The organism is Pseudoclavibacter sp. 8L, assembly GCF_902506465.1.
Taxonomy (GTDB): domain Bacteria; phylum Actinomycetota; class Actinomycetes; order Actinomycetales; family Microbacteriaceae; genus Pseudoclavibacter.
Genome location: NZ_LR733185.1, coordinates 1,341,186 through 1,360,147, shown reverse-complemented (window position 1 = coordinate 1,360,147; position 18,962 = coordinate 1,341,186). Strand labels below are relative to the sequence as shown.

The window sequence follows — 18,962 nt, the reverse complement described above, 5'->3', positions numbered from 1 at the left end:
GAATTGGAGAGGCAGCATGGCGCAGCGTTTCGTAGTGGGCTACATCGCGAGCGATCGAGGGCATGACTCCCTCGCCCTCGCCTCCTTCCTCGCGAAGGGCACCGACACGGAGATCATCATCGCGATGATCACGCCGGAGACGTCGCCGTACAGCGGCACGCATCCGCTGCCGCTCGACGATGCGGACAGCATCATCGGCAAGCAGATCGACACGTGGATGAGCGAAGCGCTCGCCCAGGTGCCGGAGGGCATCGCGGCACGCGGCGTCGTCCGCAGCGCCACGGGCGAGGCCCAGGGGCTCATGGACATCGCCGCGGAGTTCGGCGCTGCCGCGCTGGTCATCGGCGCGGCCACGACCGCGCTCCTGCGGCAGTTCACCATCGGGACAGTCGCATCCACGCTGCTGCACGCCTCGCCGCTGCCCGTCGCGCTCGCTCCGGCTGGGTTCGCCGAAGAGGGGCCCGTCACCCGCATCACCACGCTGTTCGGCACCCGCTCGGGGGCCGCCGCGCTCATCGGCACCTCCGTCGAGAGCGCGCTGCAGCGCGACGTGCAGCTGCGCCTGCTGTCGCTCGTGCAGCTCGACCGGGTCCCGCCCAGCCAGGTGCAGGAGGTCGACGAGTTCGTGCGCGAGTTCGGCGGGGCAGTGCTCGCCGGGCGCGCGGAGGCCCTGCTGGAGTCGGGCAAGGCCACCGTCGAGACGGTCGAGGGCGAGAGCCTCGAGGCCGCACTCGAGCGGGCCGACTGGAAGCCGGGCGATGTCGCCTTCGTCGGCTCCAGCCGCCTCGCGCAGGGAGGACGCATCTTCCTCGGCGCCCGAGCGCAGCGCCTGCTGCGTGTGCTGACCGTGCCGATCATCGTCGTGCCGCGCGCCGCGCAGCCTGCCGAGGCACCCAAGTCCGCTCCCGAATCCCCAGCGACAGGAACAGGGCAATGACCAGGACAGAAGACAGCGCGGAGCGGGGCGGACTCAGCTCCAAGGGCCTCTCCGCAGGCAAGGTCGGCGTCATCGGCGCGACCATCATCGGCATCTCGTGCATCGCCCCCGCGTACACGCTGACCTCGGGTCTCGGCCCGACCATCTCGCAGGTCGGCCTGCAGACGCCGGCGATCCTCTTCATCGGCTTCATCCCGATGGTGCTCGTCGTCTTCGGCTACCGCGAGCTGAACTCGGCGATGCCGGACTCCGGCACCACGTTCACCTGGGCGTCCCGCGCGTTCGGTCCGTGGATCGGGTGGATGGGCGGATGGGGGCTCATCGCGGCGACCGTCCTCGTCCTCTCGAATCTCGCGGCCGTTGCCGTGGACTTCCTGTTCATCCTGCTCGCACAGGTGTTCCAGAATCCGGAGCTCGCCGACCTCACGACGGTGCTGTGGATCAACATCCCCGTCACGATCCTCTTCACGGCGCTCGCCGCGTGGATCTCGTACCGGGGCGTCGAGGCGACCGAGAAGATCCAGGTCGGGCTCGTCGCGTTCCAGCTCATCGCACTGGCCTGGTTCATCGTCGCCGCCTTCATGCACCTGAGCAACAACACGGCCTTCGACCCGACCCCCATCGAGCTGTCCTGGTTCAACCCCTTCGAGCTGGGGGACATGGCCGTCGTCGCCGCCGGCGTCTCGCTGTCGATCTTCCTCTTCTGGGGCTGGGACACGGTCATCACGATGAACGAGGAGGCGAAGGACCCGAAGAAGACACCCGGCCGCGCCGCCATGCTCACGATCATCATCATCATGGTGATCTACCTGCTCACGACCCTCGCCGTGCTCGTCTTCGCGGGCATCGGCACCGAGGGCCTCGGAGCAGGCAACCCGGACAACCAGGAGAGCATCTTCGCGGCGCTCGCGGGGCCGGTCATGGGGCCGTTCGCGCTCCTGATGTCCATCGCCATCCTGTCGTCGTCGGCGGCCTCGCTGCAGTCGACGATGGTCTCCCCGTCGCGCACGATCCTCGCCATGGGGCACTACGGCGCCCTGCCGAAGCGCTTCGCGGACGTCAGCCCGCGCTTCAAGTCGCCGTCGGTCGCGACCCTGGCCTCGGCCATCGCCGCTGTCGTGTTCTACGTCGTCATGAGGCTGCTCTCCGAGAACGCGCTGTGGGACACGATCGCGGCCCTCGGCCTCATGATCTGCTTCTACTACGGCGTCACGGGGCTCGCGTGCGTCTGGTACTTCAGGCACAGTCTGTTCAGCTCGGCCAGGAACTTCTTCTTCCGGTTCCTGTTCCCGCTGCTCGGCGGCATCGTGCTGCTGTACTTCTTCTACGAGACGGCCGTCGCGTCGCTGTCGCCGTCGTTCGGCTCAGGCTCGGCGGTCTTCGCGACGAGCTACGACGCGGACGGCATCGCCCAGGACGGCATCGGGCTCGTGTTCGTGCTCGGCATCGGAGTGCTGCTGCTCGGCGTGGTCATCATGGTCGTGCAGTACTTCCGCAGCCCCGGGTTCTTCCGCGGCGAGACGATCCAGATCGGCAACGACCGCGACACGCAGTCGATCGAGGTGCTGAAGGACTAGCTGTCCCGCCGCATCCCGCCCTGCCGACCCCGCACCTGCCCCGCCGCATCCGCCGCAGATGGGTCACTTTCACCCCGTATCGAGCGCTGATACGGGGTGAAAGTGACCCATCTGCGGCGGATGCGGCGGTGGGGGCGTTGCACAGCGCGGGGGTGTTGCGCAGCTCGGGTGGGCGCTGCGCCGCGGGGGCGGGGCGGCGAGGTCAGCTCGCGCAGGTGGTGTCCTCCGCCGTCCGGCCCACGATGTCGTCGGAGAGGGTCAGCGGCTCGCCGGGCGCGGCAGCCGCGTCGTCCGGTTGCGTCGCGTCGTCGGGCTGTTCCTGGCCTTCCTGCTGGCCGTCGCCGTCGAGTGCATCCCCGTCGGGTGCATCCGCTGCCTGGTCATCCTGGAAGGACAGCGGCTGGTCGGCGCGGAGGGTCGCGAAGATGGCGTCGGTCTCCGCCGTGATCGGCTCGACTCGGTTCGGGTCCGCCCAATAGGGCGCGACGGGCAGCTGCAGCATGACGATGCGGTCGAGGTCGACGTTCGCGAGCGTCTGCGCGAGCGCGACGAGGCTGCTCGGCTGAGCGAGCGCCTCGTCGACGGTCATGGCCTTCGATGCGGAGTCGGCGAGCCCGTAGAGGGCCCCGGGGTTCGTGAGCGTGCCGGCGCTCGTGACCTTCCGAGCGAGGGAGGCGAGGAACGCCTGCTGGGCCTGGATGCGCCCCAGGTCGCTCCCGTCGGCGAAGCCGTGCCTCGTGCGAAGGAACGCGAGAGCCGCCTCGCCCTGCAGGCTGTGGGTGCCAGCAGTCATGTAGAGCCCCGAGTAGTCGTCGGCGATGTCGTTCTCGACGCACACGTCGACGCCGCCGATGGCCTCCGTGATGCCGATGACGCCGTCGAAGCCGACGACGATGAAGTGGTCGATGTCCATGCCGGTGAAGTCGCGGATCGTGTCGAGCGAGCAGAACGGCCCGTTCTCGAGCGCCCCGTTGATCTGCGCGGCCTCCTGCGCGGGCACGACGTCGCCGTCCGGGGTCGTGCATTCCGGGGTCGGCAGCATCGTGTCCCGGGGGATGCTGATGAGGGTGGCGTCCTCGCGATCGGCTGATACGTGGAGCAGCATCATGACGTCGGATCGAGCCCCGCCGGCCTCCCCGTAGTCGGCGCTCGACTGCCCGTCCCTGGAGTCGGAGCCCATGATGAGGATGTTAACGGGGCCATCCCATCCGGAGATCTCGGTGCCGGTTCCGTCCGCGCGGCCCACGGCGTTGTCGGCGAGATTGCCGACGACCTGGAAGTAGGTCGCCGAGATGAAGCCGATGCCGGCGACCATGGTCACGCAGACAGCCGCTGCGGCGGCGACCATGAGGCGGCGGCGCACGAACTTCGAGCTCGTGCGCCTGCGCCGCGAGACGTGGCGGCCGCTGCCGGCGATCGGGCGGCGAGGCCCGGCCGCCGCTGCCAGCCGAGGAGATCGGGTACTCGGTTGCGGCTCGTCGTCGCCCCCGCCATTGAGCAGGGTCTCGATCACGGGATGCGGATCTGTGGGCCTCTTCATGGTCCCTCTCGCTCGAGGTCGATGCCCGTCGTCGGTCAAGGGAGGGGCGATATCTGACAGCTGCTAATGTCTCGCGAGGCGCGGCGCAATGCAAACCGAGCGACGCCGCGCAAGCCCCGGCCGTTCTGTCGATTCACGCACTATTTCCGGGCCGTTTCGGCCCATTGACGGTTCTTCGGGGATGGGCCATCATCACCAAATGACAACATCGGAAACCGCAGCGGCGGCGAAGCTCAACGAGGAGCTGCATGGTGGGGGACTGAGCGCGAAGGGTCTCTCCGCCGGCAAGGTCGGGGTGCTCGGGGCGGCCGTCATCGGCGTCTCCTGCATCGCGCCCGCCTACGCCGTCACGTCCGGCCTCGGCCCCACCATCGCGCAGGTCGGTGTCTACACGCCCGCCATCATGCTGGTCGGGTTCATCCCGATGCTCCTCGTCGTGTTCGGCTACCGGGAGCTCAACACGGCGATGCCGGACTCCGGCACCTCGTTCACGTGGGCGACCCGCGCGTTCGGCCCTTGGATCGGGTGGATGGGCGGATGGGGGCTCATCGCCGCGACCGTCCTCGTGCTCTCCAACCTCGCGGCCGTCGCCGTCGACTTCTTCTTCATCATGCTGGCGCAGATCTTCCAGAGCCCGGAGCTCGCGGACCTGACACGTGTGCTGTGGATCAACATCCCGATGACCGTCATCTTCACGGCCCTCGCCGCGTGGATCTCCTACCGCGGTGTCGAGTCGACGAAGAAGGTGCAGTACGTCCTCGTCGTCGTGCAGCTCATCGCCATCGTCTGGTTCATCATCGCGGCGTTCGTGCACGTCGGGAACGGCACCGCGTTCGACGCGACCCCCATCGAGCTGTCGTGGTTCAACCCGTTCGAGGTGGGCTCGCTCGCCGCGATCTCTGCCGGCGTCTCGCTGTCGATCTTCCTGTTCTGGGGTTGGGACACGGTCATTACGATGAACGAGGAGGCGAAGGATCCGGAGAAGACCCCTGGCCGTGCCTCCATGCTCACGATCTTCGTCATGGTCGCGATCTACGTGCTGATGACGCTCGCGGTCCTCGCCTACGCGGGCATCGGCGAGGAGGGCCTCGGCGCCGGCAACCCGGACAATCAGGAGAGCATCCTCGCCTCCCTCGCGGAGCCGATCATGGGCCCGTTCGCGCTGCTCATGACGGTCGCCGTCATGTTCAGCTCGGCGGCCTCGCTGCAGTCGACGATGGTGTCGCCCTCTCGCACGCTCCTCGCCATGGGCCATTACGGGGCACTGCCCAAGTCGTATGCCAGCGTGAGTCCCCGCTTCAAGTCACCATCGGTGGCGACCATCGCCTCGGCGGCGGCCGCGATTGTCTTCTACATCGTGCTGCGGCTGCTCTCCGAGAACGCCCTCTGGGACACCATCGCGGCGCTCGGCCTCATGGTGTGCTTCTACTACGGCGTCACGGGGCTCGCGTGCGTCTGGTACTTCCGCCGCTCGCTGTTCTCCTCGACGAGGAACCTGTTCTTCCGGTTCCTGTTCCCGCTCCTCGGCGGGCTCGCGCTGCTCTACTTCTTCTTCGAGACCGCCAGGGCGTCGTTGTCGCCGTCGTTCGGCTCGGGCTCCGCGGTCTTCGCGACGAGGTACGACGCCGACGGCATCGCGCAGGACGGCATCGGTCTCGTGTTCGTGCTCGGGGTCGGCGTGCTCCTGCTCGGCGTCGTGCTCATGGTCGTGCAGTACTTCCGCAGCCCGGGGTTCTTCCGCGGCGAGACGATCAAGACGGGTGCGGATGGCGACGCGGAGCCCGCCCCGGCGCTGCAGTAAGGCGGTTCGGCGCGGGCGCGGGCTCGGTCTCGCCGCTGTAGGCTGGCACGGTGAAGATCGCGCGCTTCGAATACCAGGGTCAGCTCACTTTCGGCATCCTCGACGAGGAGGAGAAGGTCTACGTCAAGCTGGCGGGTGACCCCCTCTACCTCGGCTACGAGACGCTCGACGAACGCATCCCGATCGACCAGGTGCAGCTGCAGTCGCCCGTGCTGCCGCGCTCGAAGGTGATCGGCTTCGGACGCAACTACGCGGAGCACGCGAACGAGCTCGGCAACGAGGCCGCCGAGGTTCCCATGATGTTCCTCAAACCGAACACCTCGGTCATCGGCCCCCGCCACCCCATCGTGCTGCCGCCCCAGTCGGAGCGCGTCGACCACGAGGCGGAGCTCGCCGTCGTCATCGGCCAGGTCGCCCGCAACGTGCCGGCCGCCGACGCGGCTCAGGTCATCTTCGGCTACACGATCGCGAATGACGTCACGGCCCGTGACCTGCAGAAGAGCGACGGCCAGTGGGCTCGCGCGAAGGGCTTCGACTCGTTCTGCCCGCTCGGCCCGATCATCGAGACCGACTTCGACCCCTCGAAGGGGCGCATCACCGCCGAGGTCAACGGCGAGCTGCGTCAGGAGGGCGACCTCTCGCAGATGATCACGTCGGTCGCGAAACTCGTCGAGTACGCGTCGAGCGTGTTCACGCTGCTGCCGGGCGACATCATCCTCACGGGCACGCCCGCGGGGGTCGGTCCGCTCGCGAAGGGCGACACGGTCACCTGCACGATCGAGGGCATCGGCTCGCTCTCCAACCCCGTCACCGCGCGCTAGGCGCTCGGCCGGGCAGAAAAACACCGCTGCCAGTCAGCTGCGCCCTCTCGGCTTCCGGGAGGGCGCAGCTGACTGGCAGCGTTCTGCGTGGGGGTGAGTCCCCGTCGCTAGCTCTTCGCGACCTCGGTCGCCGTGGCGAGCTGCTCGACGAGCATCGGGAGGAAGAACGGGATGGAGAGCGCGGTCGGCGAGATGGCCGCGCCGTTCTCCTCGCCCACGAGCGCTGCGACGGCGCCCTTGGAGACGGCCGGGATGAGCTTCGTGCGGTCCGAGGTCAGGAACGTCTGCAGCTGCTCCTCGGTCTCGGTCTGCGTGAAGACGACGTCCGCGTCGATCTTGTCGAGGTTCTCGCTGGAGACGGTCGTCGAGAACGTCGACTCCCCGGTTGCGAGTTCCGCGACGGATGGTGCGCTCGTGAAGCCGAGGTCGGTGAGCAGCTCGACGCGCGGGTCGTTCTCGAGGAGGAGGTAGAAGGTGTCCACGTCCTCGGACGCGTAGGCGATCGTCGTGCCTTCGAACTCGGGATGTTCGGCGGCCTGGTCGGCGACCTGCTGGTCGAGGTCGGCGAGGATCTCGTTGGCGTCCGCCTCGAGGCCGAGGGCCTTGCCGGTGTCGGTGATGACGTCACGCCACGGCGTCGACCAGATCGCTTCCTCGGGGGCGACGACGGGCACGCCGGCCGCGGTGACGGCGTCGTACTCCTCCTGCGTGAGCCCGGAGTAGGACGCGATGAACACGTCGGGGTCGGTCGCGAGCAGCGCCTCCACGGAGAGCTCGTAGGTGGCGTTGTCGAGGATGACGGGGGCTTCGCCGCCGAGCTCCTCGATCTTGTCGGAGACCCACGGCGCGATGCGGTCCTCGCCTCCGCCGTAGTCCATCGATGCCATGGCGACGGGGACGATGTCGAGCGCGAGGACCGCGTCGGTGACGCCCCAGCCCCACGTCGCGACGCGCGTCGGCGCCTCTTCGATCGTGGTGGTGCCGTACATGTGCTCGAAGGTGACGGGGAAGCTCGCGGCGTCGCCCGGTGCGGCGGCCGCGTCGCTCGTGTCGGTGGTGGCGGGGGCGCAGGCGCTGAGCGCGAGCGCCGTGACCGCCACCGCGGCGGCGGCGATCGGTCGGAGGGTGCGGTTCATGGGGTGGTTCCTTTCTTGCGGATGCGTGAAGTGCTGGGGTGAGGAGGGGCTACTCGGGCTCGCTGCCCGTGTGAGCGCCTCCCGGGACGGGGACGATGAGGGGTGTTCGGGTGAGGGGGTCCGGCATGACAAGCGCGTCGAGGGCGAAGGCATCGGCGACGACCTCCTTCGTGAGCACCTCGGTGGGGGAGCCGTTGGCGACGATGCGACCGTCGCGCATGACGATGAGCTCGTCGGCGTAGCGAGCCGCGAGGTTCAGCTCGTGCAGGACGACGACGATGGTGGTCCCTTCGCGCCGGTTGAGGCTCACGAGCAGGTCGAGGACCTCGAGCTGGTGGCTGAGGTCGAGGAACGTCGTGGGCTCGTCGAGGAGGAGCACCTTGGGGTTCTGCGCCAGGGACATGGCGATCCAGACGCGCTGCCGCTGCCCGCCGGACAGGTCGCCGACCGGTCGATCGGCGAGCTCCGCGACGCCGGTGCGCCGCATGGCCTCGTCGACGTGCTTCGTGTCGGCGCTTCCCCAGCGGTCGAAGAGTCCGCGGTGCGGGTGCCGGCCTCGCGAGACGAGCTCGGCGACCGTGAGCCCGTCGGGGGCGCTCGGATGCTGGGGGAGCATCCCGACAGTCTGCGCGAACCGGCGCCTGGGGATGCTGGCGGCGTCGACGTCGTCGAGCTGAACGCTGCCGGCGAGAGGCGAGGTGAGGCGCGCGAGCACGCCGAGGAGGGTGGACTTGCCGCAGGCGTTGGCGCCGATGATCATCGTGATGCGCCCCGGGGCGATGTCGAGGTCGAGTCCTTCGATGACGGTGCGGCCGGGGTAGCCAGCCGAGAGGCCGCGCGCGGAGAGGCGCGGCCCCGCTGGCGTGGCGGCGGTGGGGTCGACCCGGACTGCGGGTGCTTGGTGGTCGCCGGTCACAGCTGGCGTCCTTTCGTCGAGGCGAGGAGCCAGAGCAGGAACACGGCGCCGACGGCCCCCGTGACGACTCCGACGGGCAGTGAGGTGTCCGGGATCGCGAACTGCGCGACGAGGTCGGCGCCCGTGAGGAGGGCGGCGCCCGTGATGGCGCTTGTCCCGACTCCGATGGAGCCGTGGCCGAGCAGGGACCTGGCGATGGCCGGTGCGCAGAGCGCGATGAACGAGATGGGACCCGCGAAGGCGCACGTGACAGCGGTGAGGAGTACGGCGGAGATGACGGCGATCATCCGCACCCGGCTGGTGGTGACGCCGAGCCCGGCTGCCGTGGATGCGCCGAGCTGGGTGATCGGCAGCCAGCGCACGGAGATGAGCACGGCGGGGAGGAGAGCGACGGCGACGACGGCGACGACGAGGAGGTGCCACCACGCGGTGGAGGCGAGTGAGCCCGTGACCCAGAGCAGCGCGGCCTGAGCGAGCTCGACCTGGCTGCGGACCATGAGGTAGTTCATGATGGCGACGGTGAGGAACGAGATACCGATGCCGGCGAGGATGAGCCGGAAGCCGGCCTCGCCTCGCCTGCCTGCTGCGAGGAGCAGGATGGCGGCGACCGCGAGCCCTCCGGCGAAGGCGGCGACTGCGAGGATCGGCCCGGTGACGCCGAAGATGAGGAGCAGGAACACGGCTGCGACGCTGCTGCCGCCGCTGATGCCGAGGAGGTCGGGGCTCGCGAGCGGGTTTCTGAGCACGCCCTGCAGGAGGGCACCTGCGACGCCGAGGCAGGCGCCGACCAGGACGCCCATGAGCACGCGCGGGAGCCGCACCTGGAAGAGCACGTAGGACTCGAGGCGGTCGCCGCCCCCGAGCAGGGTGCGCGCGAGCTGCTCGAGGGTGAGTGGGTAGTCGCCGGTCGTGACGCCGAGGAGGACGACGGCGATCAGGGCCACGGTGACGCCGCCGACGACGAGCCCGCGGCGCCGTCTGACGCGGGCTCGCACCGCCTCGAGCGGCGACTCGGAGCCGCTGAGGGGCGCTGCCGTGTTCTTCGGGAGGACATCGCGGGCGGTCATAGGGCCACCTGCTTGCGGCGGAGGACGAGCGCGATGAGTACCGGGGCCCCGACGAAGGCGACCACGACACCGGCCTGGACTTCCCCGGGCGGCGCGATGACGCGGCCGACGATGTCGGCGATGAGCAGCACCGCGCCGCCGAGGGGCGCCCCGATGAGGAGGAGGCGCCGGTAGTCGTCGCCGACCATCGCGCGCAGCGCGTGCGGCACGAGGAGCCCGATGAAGACGATGGGCCCGGCGATCGAGGTGGCCCCGCCGCAGAGCAGCACGGTCGCGAGGATGCCGAGCGCGCGCGTGCGCGGAACGTTCTGGCCGAGGCCCGCTGCCGTGTCGGCGCCGAGGGCGATGAGGTCGAGGCCGCGCGCGCTCGCGATGGCGATGATGCCGCCGATGAGCAGGGGGATCGCGACGACGGCGACCGTGTCGAGGCCGCGCGAGGTGAGGCCTCCGACCTGCCAGTAGCGGAACACGTCGAGCGCCACGATGGACGTGGTGAGGATGAGGGTCGTCACGGCAGTGAGGCCGGCGGTGACGGCGGCGCCCGTGAGCGCGAGCTTCGCCGGATTGTCGCCGTCGGGGCCGCGCGTGCCGATGACGGCGACGACGACTGCGGCGACGGCAGCGCCAGCGAAGGCGAACCACACGAACCCGGTTGGTGCGGAGATGCTGAAGAACGTGATGGCGACGAGCACGGCGACGGAGGCTCCCGCGTTGATGCCGAGGAGCCCCGGGTCGGCGAGCGGGTTGCGTGTGATCCCCTGCATGAGGGTGCCTGCGACGGCGAGCGCCGCACCGGCCAGGACGCCGATGAGGGTGCGGGGGATGCGCTGGTCCCTGATCACGGTGTGGTCGGCCAGGTCCGGGTTCGGCGCGAGCAGGGCATCCACGACCACGGATGGCGCGACGGTGCGGGCCCCCACGAGGAGGCTCACGATCACGGCGACCAGGAGCAGGGCGACCGCCCCGACGGCGACGAGGCGGACGCGGCGCGCGCGTGCGCCCGCGATCATTCCTGGTGCTCGGACTGGCCGAGTCGCCAGTACCCCATGAAGGCGACGCGCTTGCGGTCGACGCCGTTGGTGGTCACCAGGTGGCGGCGGAGGGTCTTGATGGTGGCAGCCTCGCCGGCCATCCACGCGTAGAACTCGCCTTCACCGTCCTCTGGGCTGTCCCAGAGGAGGTCGACGTCGATGTCGATGTCGGCGATCTGCTGCGGGCGGGGTGCCGCGGCCTGCGCGAGCGCCTCGGGGGAGTCAAGGCACCATTGCTGCAGGGCTTGCGTCAGCCGCACGCCGTGGGCGGCGCCGTCGCGGGGCAGCCAGGTGATGCGGAAGCTGGTGGGCACGTCGATGGGGATGATGTCGGCGCTCGTGGGCACCTCGAGCAGCGCATCCACCTCGCACCGGTCGCTGAGGGATTCGAGGATCGAGCCGATCGCGGGAACCGCTGTCTCGTCGCCCGCGAGCAGGAGGCGCTTGGCGGTGCCGGGATGCCAGTCCGCGCCGAGGTGCGACTGCTCGCTGCGCTGGTCGGGGCCGACGATGACGAGATCGTCGCCCGGCTTCGCGTTCTCGGCCCAGGCACCCGCCGGACCCGCGCCGTGGTGCACGACGAAGTCGACGTCGATCTCGCGAGCTTCCGGGTCGACGCGGCGCACCGTGTAGGTGCGCAGGGGGCTGCGGCGTTCCGTGGGGGTCGTCCGCCATCGCTCGTACCAGAGGCCGGCGTCGAGCACCTCCTCGTCGCGCTGCCCGAAGTCGCTGGTCGTGCCGTCTGCCATGGGCAGGATGAGCTTGATGCGCTGGTCGAGTCCGGTCGTGCCGAAGTACTCGAAGTCGTCGCACGTGAAGGTCACTCGGGTGAATGCGGGAGCAAGGCGCCGCACTGCTCTGACCTCGGCGCAGTACGGCCGGTAAGCGGGGCGGGTCTGAACAGCAGTGGAAGCACTCACCGAGCAAAGATAAGCCTTGCCTTACCCCTGCGTCCAGTTCTGGGGACGATCTCCGGCTCCCACTTGCGCGCTGCTTTCGGGTTTCATACGATGTGTGCAGTTAGTGCAACCGCGTTGCAGTATATGCAACACATTCCCAACGAAGTGGATGGAACCCCCGATGAAGCGACGTCCTTCGAAACTGGCGCCCCTCGCGCTGCTCGCCGCCGCGGCGACGGTGCTCTCCCTCTCCGGCTGCGCGAACCGCGCGGGCGGAACCGCAGGTGGCGAGGAGTTTCCCTCGCAAGCCATCACGTTCTACACGCCGACGCAGGCCGGAGGCGCGACCGACCTCACCGCCCGCACCCTTGCGACGCAGCTCGAGTCCGAGCTGGGCCAGTCGATCGTCGTCGACAACCGGCCAGGCGGTGCTGGCTCCGTCGGCATGCAGCACGTCGCCGGCCTTGCGGCTGACGGCTACTCGATCATGGTCTTCCCCGTCGAGGTGAGCATGCTCGGCCACCAGGGGTACGACATCGACCCGGCCAGCTACGACTTCCTCGGCATCGTCAACGAGCAGCCGGGCACGATCGCGGTCCCCGCGAACAGTCCTTACCAGACGCTCGAGGAGCTCGTCGCCGCCGCAGAGGCGAGCCCCGGCAGCGTCACGATCTCCAACGCTGGCCCCGGCTCGATCTGGGAGGCGGGGGCGACCGAGCTCGGCAACGTCGCCGGTGTCGAGTTCCAAGGCGTGCCCTTCGACGGCGGCGCCCCCGCGGTCACGGCGGCTGTCGGCGGCCAGGTCGACGCCGTCGTCGCCGGCATCGGTGAGACCGCTCCCGCCGACGAGGACGGGCGACTCCGTGTGCTCGCCGTCTTCACCGAGGACCGCGCCCCCGCGCTGCCGGACGTGCCCACGGCCGGCGAGCAGGGCTACGACGTCGTCATCGGCAGCTGGGCCGCCGTCGGCGCGCCGACCGGGCTCGACCCCGCGGTCAAGGAGTCGCTGCAGGCGGCGCTCGAGACCGCAGCAGGCAGCTCCGAGTACGTCGAGCTCATCGAGTCGGGCGGCAACATCCCCGTGTTCATCCCCGGCGACGAGGCTGCCGACTTCGTGAAGGCCGAGAACGAGCGCTTCGCAGAGCTGTTCGGCGAGTAGAGGCGTGACCGTCATGGACAGATCAGTCGAGGCGAACCCTCTCGACGTGGCGCTCGGCGTCGACGAGGAGACCTCCGAGTCTCGGCCCGTCAGCAGGCGGCGGGACATGCTCATCGCGGCGGGCGTGATCGCCGTCGGTGGAGCATCCATCGCCCTGGCGTTCGCCGTCGTCCCGGCGACGGGCGGCGACCCGTTCGGCCCGCGCTGGTGGCCAACCGTGCTCGGCGGGGCCATCGTGCTCCTCGGGGCGCTGCTCGTCGGGGTCGCCATCCGCAAGCCGGATGCGCCGAGCGAGGACGCCCCCACGAAGCGTGGCATCTCGCGGATGCTCCTCATGCTCGCGGCCATCGCCGCCTACGGTGTCGCCTGGTACTTCCTCCACTTCGTGATCGTCACGCTGCTGCTCGCCGCCGGACTCACGTTCGTGCTCGGCGGTCGCGGCTGGCGCGACCTCGTGCTGTTCCCGGTCATCGTGACGGTTGTGCTCTACGGAGTCTTCGGGCTCCTCCTGGGGGTGCCGCTGTGAACGGCATCACGGAAGGGCTCGGCGCGCTCCTCGACCCCACGATCGCGCTGTGCCTCATCATCGGGGTGCTCCTCGGCACGCTCGTGGGCGCCATCCCCGGCATCACGGCCACGATGGCCGTCGCGCTCGCGGCCGGCTTCACCCTCACCCTCGAGCCCCTCCAGGGTCTCGCGGTGCTGCTCTCCATCTACATCGCCGCGCAGTTCGGCGACCGGGTGCCGTCGATCCTCATCAACACGCCGGGCACACCCGCCTCGATCGCGACGACCTTCGACGGGTACCCCCTCGCGAAGCAGGGCAAGGCCGGCATCGCGCTGACGAGCTCCGCGCTCGTCTCTGCCGTCGGCTCCTTCGCCGGGATCCTCATCCTGCTGTTCCTCGCGCAGCCCATCTCGGGCTTCGCGCTGAGCTTCGGGCCGATCGAGATGTTCGCGCTCGTCGTGTTCGGGCTCACCATGATGATCGGCGTCTCCGGCGACCGCGTCATGAAGGGCCTCGCGGCCGGGGCGTTCGGCCTGTGGCTCGGGACGATCGGCAACGACCCCATCTCGGGCGACCAGCGCTTCACGTTCGGGATCCCGGAGCTCTCGAGCGGCGTGCCGTTCATCGCCGCCATCATCGGCCTCTTCGGCATCGCCGAGGTCTTCAACCAGGTCATCTCCGCCAAGAGGGGGCCCGAGCCGCAGGCGATCACGCAGCTCGGCAAATGGTGGCCGAACAAGGCGGAGCGCAAGCTGCTGCGCAAGCCGACGGCCATCGGCACGGGAATCGGCGCCGTCGTCGGCGTCATCCCCGCGGCTGGCGGCGACATCGCCGGCGTCATCGCGTGGGACCAGGCGCGTCGCGCCTCCAAGACCCCGGAGAAGTTCGGGAAGGGCGCGCTCGAGGGAGTCGCGGCCGCCGACAGCTCGAGCACCGCGACGATGGGCGGATCCGTCACGACGACCCTGTCGCTCGGCGTGCCAGGCGACTCGGTCATGGCCGTCATGCTCGGCTCCATGATCGTGTGGGGGCTCCAGCCGGGGCCGAGCCTGTTCGCGAACCGGCCCGATCTCGTCTTCAGCCTCTCCGCGATCATGCTCATCGCCACCGTGCTCGCCCTCGCCCTCGCGCTCGTGCGCATGCGCGGCGTCGTCAAGCTGCTCGCCATGCCGAAGCGCTACCTCTCGGTTGTCATCGTCACCTTCTGCATGGTCGGCACCTTCGCCGTCTCCAACTCGGTGTTCGACGTCGTGCTGATGTTCGCCTTCGGGCTCCTCGGCCTCGCGATGCGACGCTTCGGCTTCCCGCCGGGTCCCCTCGTGCTCGGCCTCATCCTCGGGCCGCTCGCGGAGGGCAACCTCCGGCGGGCGCTCCTCATCGACGGCTACGGAGCGGTCTTCACGAGCCCCATCGCGCTGACCCTCATCATCCTGAGCGTCCTCGCCGTTCTCGCCCCGCGCATCCGCGCCCTGCTGAAAGGACGGTCGACGCGTGAGCGCACCGAAGAGCCCATTCTCAAGTAGCGCCGTGCCCGCGACCGCCCCGCGCGCCGGTCGCGTGCTGTGCCTGGGCGAGACCATGGCCATGGTCACCCCGACCCACGTCGCCCCGCTCAGGGAAGCCGTGAGCTTCGCCGTCAAGGCCGGGGGCGCGGAGTCGACGGTCGCCATGTACCTCGCCGACTCCGGTGTCCCCTCCAGCTGGGTGAGCTGGCTCGGCGACGACCCACTCGGGTGGCGTCTCCTCGACGAGGTGCGCGCGAGCGGCGTCGACGTCGCAGGCGTCCAGCTCGTGCCGGGGGCGCCGACCGGCGTCTACTTCAAGGACCCCGGCGACGGGGAGACCACCGTCTACTACTACCGAGCCGGTTCGGCCGCGTCGCGAATGGATGCGACCGTGCTCGCCCAGCTCGACTGGGAGGGCGTCGCAGCGCTCCACGTGACGGGGATCACCGCCGGCCTCTCGGCAAGCTGCTCGGCGATGCTCGAAGCCGTCATGCTCGAGGCGCGCCGGCGCGCCATCATCGTGTCGTTCGACGTGAACTACCGGCCCGGACTCTGGAGCATCGAAGCCGCGGGGCCGCGGCTCGCCACGCTCGCAGCGCTCGCGGACCTCGTTTTCGTGGGCCGTGACGAGGCCGAGACGCTGTGGGGCGAAGGGCACCCGACGACGCTCCACTCGCGGCTCGGGCTGCACGGCAGCCTCGTCGTGAAGGACGGCAGCGTCGGTGCAACCGAGGTCGCCGTCGTCGACGGCGGCGTGTCCTCGGCGTTCGTGCCAGCGCATCCCGTCGACGTCGTCGAAGCCGTCGGGGCGGGCGATGCCTTCACCGCCGGCTACCTCGGTGCGATGCTTGGCGGCGAGCCCGTCGATGCGTGCTTGAACCGAGGGCACGGGCTCGCCGCCCGAACCCTCGGCAGCACACACGACTTCGTCCCGGCCTGATCGGAGTTCCACCATGTCCCAGAGCATCCACCGCGCAGCAGAGATCCTCGAGTACGTGAGCCTCGCGCCGCGCACCCAGTCGGAGATCGCCGCCAAGCTCGGCGTGCACCGATCGACGGCACTGCGGATGCTGCAGACGCTCACCGAGACCGGGCTCACCCGCCGCCACGCGGACAGCAGGTATGGGGTCGGCTACCGGCTGAGCGGTCTCGCCCGGGCAGCCAGCGACCAGTTCGACCTGCGCAACATCGCCCGCCCCGTGCTGCAGGAGCTCGGCAGGGACTGCACGCACACCGTGCACCTCGCCGTCCTCGAGGGCGACCGCATCGTCTACGCCGACAAGATCGAGCAGCCGGGGATGGTCCGGCTGTACTCCCAGATCGGGCAGCCGGTGCTCCTGCACACGGCGGGCGTCAGCAAGGCCATCCTCGCCCAGCAGGACGCGGAGAAGACCGACCGGATGCTCGAGGGCTACGAGTACACGCCGTACACCGACAACACGATCGTCTCGCGCGCCGCCCTCGACGCCGAGCTCGAACGCACCCGCGAACGCGGCTGGGCCGTCGACGATGCCGAGTACGAGAGCTTCATCAACTGCATCGCCATGCCCATCCGCGATTCCAGCGACACGGTCGTCGCGGCCGTATCCATCACCGCACTCAAGGCGAGTGCCGACCTCGACGCGCTCGCCGAATGGCAGCCGCGACTCGACGACGTCGTCCTCGCCATCTCCCACGACCTCGGCTGGAGACCACATGACTGACACGTTCGACACCATGTTCGCCGGATCGCCCGTCATGGCGATCCTGCGCGGCTACACCCCGGAGCGCAGCGTCGAGCTCGCGAACCTCGCCTGGTCGCTCGGCATCTCGAGCGTCGAGGTGCCCATCCAGAACGATGCGGCGCTCGACGCCCTCCGCGCCGTCGTCCGCGCCGCCGAGCCCGGCGGACACGCGGTCGGCGCAGGCACCGTCGTCTCGCTCGCCCACGTCGACCAGGCCAAGCAGGCTGGAGCCACGTTCACCGTCGCACCCGGCCTCGACCCTGCCGTCATCGAGGCGGCCCTGGCCGCGGGCCTCGCCCCGCTACCCGGTGTGGCGAGCGGGACCGACATCCAGCTCGCGAAGGCGCTCGGCCTGACCTGGGTCAAGGCGTTCCCCGCCAGCGTGCTCGGCGCCGACTGGTTCTCGGCCATGCGAGGGCCGTTCCCCGAGATGCGTCTCGTCGCGACGGGCGGCATCAACGCGGCCAATGCGGGGGAGTACCTCGCAGCAGGAGCCGACGTCGTCGCCGTCGGCAGTGCACTCGAGGACGAAGCGCAGCTGCCCCTCCTCTCCGCGCTCCGCGCATCCGCTCCCGCGCGCTGACGCTGCCGCGCATCCACAACCTCCTCTGACAGAAAGGGCTCCCATGACTGCCCAGCTCACTCCCCGCTACAGCCCAGCAGCCGACCGCTACGAGCGGATGCAGTATCGCCGTGTCGGCCGCAGCGGGCTGAAGCTGCCCGCGATCTCGTTCGGCACCTGGCACGGCTTCGGTGACGACACCCCCCTCTCGAAGCAGCGGGAGCTGCTGCGGCACGCGTTCGACCTCGGCATCATGCACTTCGACATCGCGAACGGCTACGGCCCGCCCTTCGGCTCGACCGAGGCGAACGTCGGCCGGATCCTGCGCGAGGACTTCGCGGGCCTGCGCGACGAGCTCGTGCTGTCGACGAAGGCCGGATACCCGGTGTTCCCCGGCCCGAACGGCTCGGGCGGCGGCCGCAAGCACCTGCTCGGGAGCCTTGAGAACAGCCTTCGCCTGCTCGGCACCGACTACGTCGACATCTTCTACAGCCACCGCTTCGACCCCGAGACGCCCCTCGAGGAGACGGCGGCCGCGCTCGATGCGATCGTGCGCAGCGGGAAGGCCCGCTACGTCGGTGTCTCCTCCTACTCCGCGGAGCGCACCGAGGAGGTCGCCGGCCTGCTGCGCGAGCTCGGCACGCCGCTGCTCATCTCGCAGCCGTCGTACTCCCTCCTGAACCGCTGGATCGAGGACGGCGAGCCGTCGGTGCTCGAAGCCAACGCGACGGCCGGAGCTGGCGTCATCGCGTTCTCCGGCCTCGCCCAGGGGCTGCTGACGAACAAGTATCTCGGGGGAGTGCCGGAGGGGTCGCGGGCGACGCAGGGCAAGACGCTGCGCGACGGGATGCTCAGCGACGAGAACCTCGAGCGGGTGCGCGCCCTCAACGCGATCGCGGAGCGTCGCGGGCAGACGCTCGCGCAGCTCGCGATCGCCTGGGTGCTGCGCGACGAGCGGATCACGTCTGCCCTCATCGGGGCGTCCCGCACCTCGCAGCTCGACGACCTCGTCAGGTGCCTCGACGCGGCGCCATTCTCCGACGCCGAGCTCGCAGAGATCGACACGTACGCCGTCGACGGCGGCATCAACATCTGGACGGCGTCGTCGGATGCCTGACGCGCCGGTGCAGGAGCCGGTACAGGAGCGGGTTCAGGCGCAGGAACGGTCAGGGGTGCAGGAACCGGTGCAGGTGCGGGCCCAGGCGGACGACGCCGCGGCCGTCGCCGCTGCGGATCTCGCGCGCATCCGCGCCGAAGAGGCCGAGCTCGTCTTCACCAGGTTCTCGCGCGATGATGCATGGCGGCTCGGCTCCCGGATGCGCGAGGCGGCGGCGGCTCGTTCGCTGCCCGTGGTCATCGGCATCGTCGTCGGACAGCAGCGGGTCTTCCACGCCGCACTCGACGGCGCTGTGCCGGACAACGACGCGTGGCTCGAGCGGAAGACACGCGCGGTGCTGCACTTCGAGCAGTCATCGCTCGGCGTCGGTGCGCTGTTCCGCTCGCTGGGGCGCGTCTACGAGCAGGAGTCGCGACTCGACCCCGACGAGGTCGCCGCGAACGGCGGCGTGTTCCCCGTTCGCATCGACGGGGTCGGTGTCGTCGGCGCGGTCGGCATCTCGGGGCTGCCGCAGGTCGAGGACCATGCGTTTGTCGTCGAGCAGCTGCGGGAGTTCCTGGCCGAGGCGTAGCGCACGCTCACCTGCCGCACGGCCGCACGGCCGCGCGCATCCGCCGCCACGCCGGGTGCTTGAGGCCACGGCGGCGCGGTCGATATCCTGG

General features: G+C 69.9%; 18 protein-coding genes. 12 read left to right on the top strand and 6 right to left on the bottom strand.

Features of this window, described 5'->3' with window-relative positions:
• Positions 1-16: 16 nt before the first annotated feature.
• Positions 17-937, top strand: coding sequence for a universal stress protein (locus GV007_RS06410; RefSeq protein WP_160071459.1), 921 nt, complete (start codon positions 17-19; stop codon positions 935-937).
• Entirely contained in the window at positions 934-2,514 is a 1,581-nt protein-coding gene (locus GV007_RS06405; RefSeq protein WP_160071458.1) for an APC family permease, read from the top strand. The genes GV007_RS06410 and GV007_RS06405 overlap by 4 nt, the downstream gene beginning before the upstream one ends.
• A 202-nt stretch (positions 2,515-2,716) precedes the next feature.
• On the opposite strand, the gene GV007_RS06400 is transcribed toward GV007_RS06405, so the two are convergent.
• Positions 2,717-4,054 carry an LCP family protein gene (locus tag GV007_RS06400; protein ID WP_160071457.1) on the bottom strand — a complete coding sequence of 446 codons (1,338 nt, stop codon included), beginning with the start codon at positions 4,052-4,054 and terminating at the stop codon, positions 2,717-2,719.
• Between the two features lie 199 nt (positions 4,055-4,253).
• On the opposite strand from GV007_RS06400, the gene GV007_RS06395 reads away from it, so the two are divergent.
• Both GV007_RS06395 and GV007_RS06390 read left to right on the top strand, forming a co-directional pair.
• Positions 4,254-5,855, top strand: coding sequence for an APC family permease (locus GV007_RS06395; protein WP_160071456.1), 1,602 nt, complete (start codon positions 4,254-4,256; stop codon positions 5,853-5,855).
• A gap of 50 nt (positions 5,856-5,905) precedes the next feature.
• A complete protein-coding gene (locus GV007_RS06390) occupies positions 5,906-6,676 on the top strand; it encodes a fumarylacetoacetate hydrolase family protein (protein WP_104240461.1) in 771 nt (256 codons plus the stop codon).
• 107 nt (positions 6,677-6,783) lie between these two features.
• Here the strand turns inward: GV007_RS06390 and GV007_RS06385 are convergent, their stop codons facing one another.
• From GV007_RS06385 to GV007_RS06365, 5 genes are read right to left on the bottom strand one after another with little or no spacing between them, the layout of a single operon-like run.
• Positions 6,784-7,812, bottom strand: a complete 1,029-nt coding sequence (locus tag GV007_RS06385; protein ID WP_160071455.1) for an ABC transporter substrate-binding protein — start codon at positions 7,810-7,812, stop codon at positions 6,784-6,786.
• A gap of 49 nt (positions 7,813-7,861) precedes the next feature.
• Complete coding sequence (locus GV007_RS06380; protein WP_160071454.1) at positions 7,862-8,728, bottom strand: ABC transporter ATP-binding protein; 867 nt, start codon at positions 8,726-8,728, stop codon at positions 7,862-7,864.
• Positions 8,725-9,795: a FecCD family ABC transporter permease gene (locus tag GV007_RS06375; RefSeq protein ID WP_160071453.1), complete on the bottom strand. Its 1,071-nt coding sequence runs from the start codon at positions 9,793-9,795 to the stop codon at positions 8,725-8,727. The genes GV007_RS06380 and GV007_RS06375 overlap by 4 nt, the downstream gene beginning before the upstream one ends.
• Positions 9,792-10,805: a FecCD family ABC transporter permease gene (locus tag GV007_RS06370; protein ID WP_160071452.1), complete on the bottom strand. Its 1,014-nt coding sequence runs from the start codon at positions 10,803-10,805 to the stop codon at positions 9,792-9,794. Before GV007_RS06370 ends, GV007_RS06375 begins: the two co-directional genes overlap by 4 nt.
• The gene (locus tag GV007_RS06365; RefSeq protein ID WP_160071451.1) at positions 10,802-11,746 is read right to left on the bottom strand and encodes a siderophore-interacting protein; all 945 of its coding nucleotides are present in this window, start codon (positions 11,744-11,746) and stop codon (positions 10,802-10,804) included. The genes GV007_RS06370 and GV007_RS06365 overlap by 4 nt, the downstream gene beginning before the upstream one ends.
• Positions 11,747-11,906: 160 nt before the next feature.
• Between GV007_RS06365 and GV007_RS06360 the strand changes: the two genes are divergently transcribed.
• The 8 genes from GV007_RS06360 to GV007_RS06325 are packed head-to-tail and all read left to right on the top strand — an operon-like array spanning position 11,907 to position 18,871.
• Positions 11,907-12,884 carry a tripartite tricarboxylate transporter substrate binding protein gene (locus GV007_RS06360; protein WP_160071450.1) on the top strand — a complete coding sequence of 326 codons (978 nt, stop codon included), beginning with the start codon at positions 11,907-11,909 and terminating at the stop codon, positions 12,882-12,884.
• 13 nt (positions 12,885-12,897) lie between these two features.
• Positions 12,898-13,410, top strand: coding sequence for a tripartite tricarboxylate transporter TctB family protein (locus GV007_RS06355; RefSeq protein WP_160071449.1), 513 nt, complete (start codon positions 12,898-12,900; stop codon positions 13,408-13,410).
• Entirely contained in the window at positions 13,407-14,915 is a 1,509-nt protein-coding gene (locus GV007_RS06350) for a tripartite tricarboxylate transporter permease (RefSeq protein ID WP_160071448.1), read from the top strand. Before GV007_RS06355 ends, GV007_RS06350 begins: the two co-directional genes overlap by 4 nt.
• Positions 14,884-15,837, top strand: a complete 954-nt coding sequence (locus tag GV007_RS06345) for a sugar kinase (RefSeq protein WP_236558358.1) — start codon at positions 14,884-14,886, stop codon at positions 15,835-15,837. Before GV007_RS06350 ends, GV007_RS06345 begins: the two co-directional genes overlap by 32 nt.
• A gap of 13 nt (positions 15,838-15,850) precedes the next feature.
• Positions 15,851-16,600 (top strand): IclR family transcriptional regulator, encoded by a 750-nt coding sequence (locus tag GV007_RS06340; RefSeq protein WP_160071447.1) that lies wholly within the window; start codon positions 15,851-15,853, stop codon positions 16,598-16,600.
• Positions 16,593-17,204, top strand: coding sequence for a bifunctional 4-hydroxy-2-oxoglutarate aldolase/2-dehydro-3-deoxy-phosphogluconate aldolase (locus tag GV007_RS06335; RefSeq protein ID WP_160071446.1), 612 nt, complete (start codon positions 16,593-16,595; stop codon positions 17,202-17,204). The genes GV007_RS06340 and GV007_RS06335 overlap by 8 nt, the downstream gene beginning before the upstream one ends.
• Positions 17,205-17,247: 43 nt before the next feature.
• Positions 17,248-18,300, top strand: a complete 1,053-nt coding sequence (mgrA, locus tag GV007_RS06330) for an L-glyceraldehyde 3-phosphate reductase (protein WP_160071445.1) — start codon at positions 17,248-17,250, stop codon at positions 18,298-18,300.
• Entirely contained in the window at positions 18,293-18,871 is a 579-nt protein-coding gene (locus tag GV007_RS06325) for a heme-degrading domain-containing protein (RefSeq protein WP_160071444.1), read from the top strand. Before mgrA ends, GV007_RS06325 begins: the two co-directional genes overlap by 8 nt.
• The last annotated feature ends 91 nt before the right edge of the window (positions 18,872-18,962 follow it).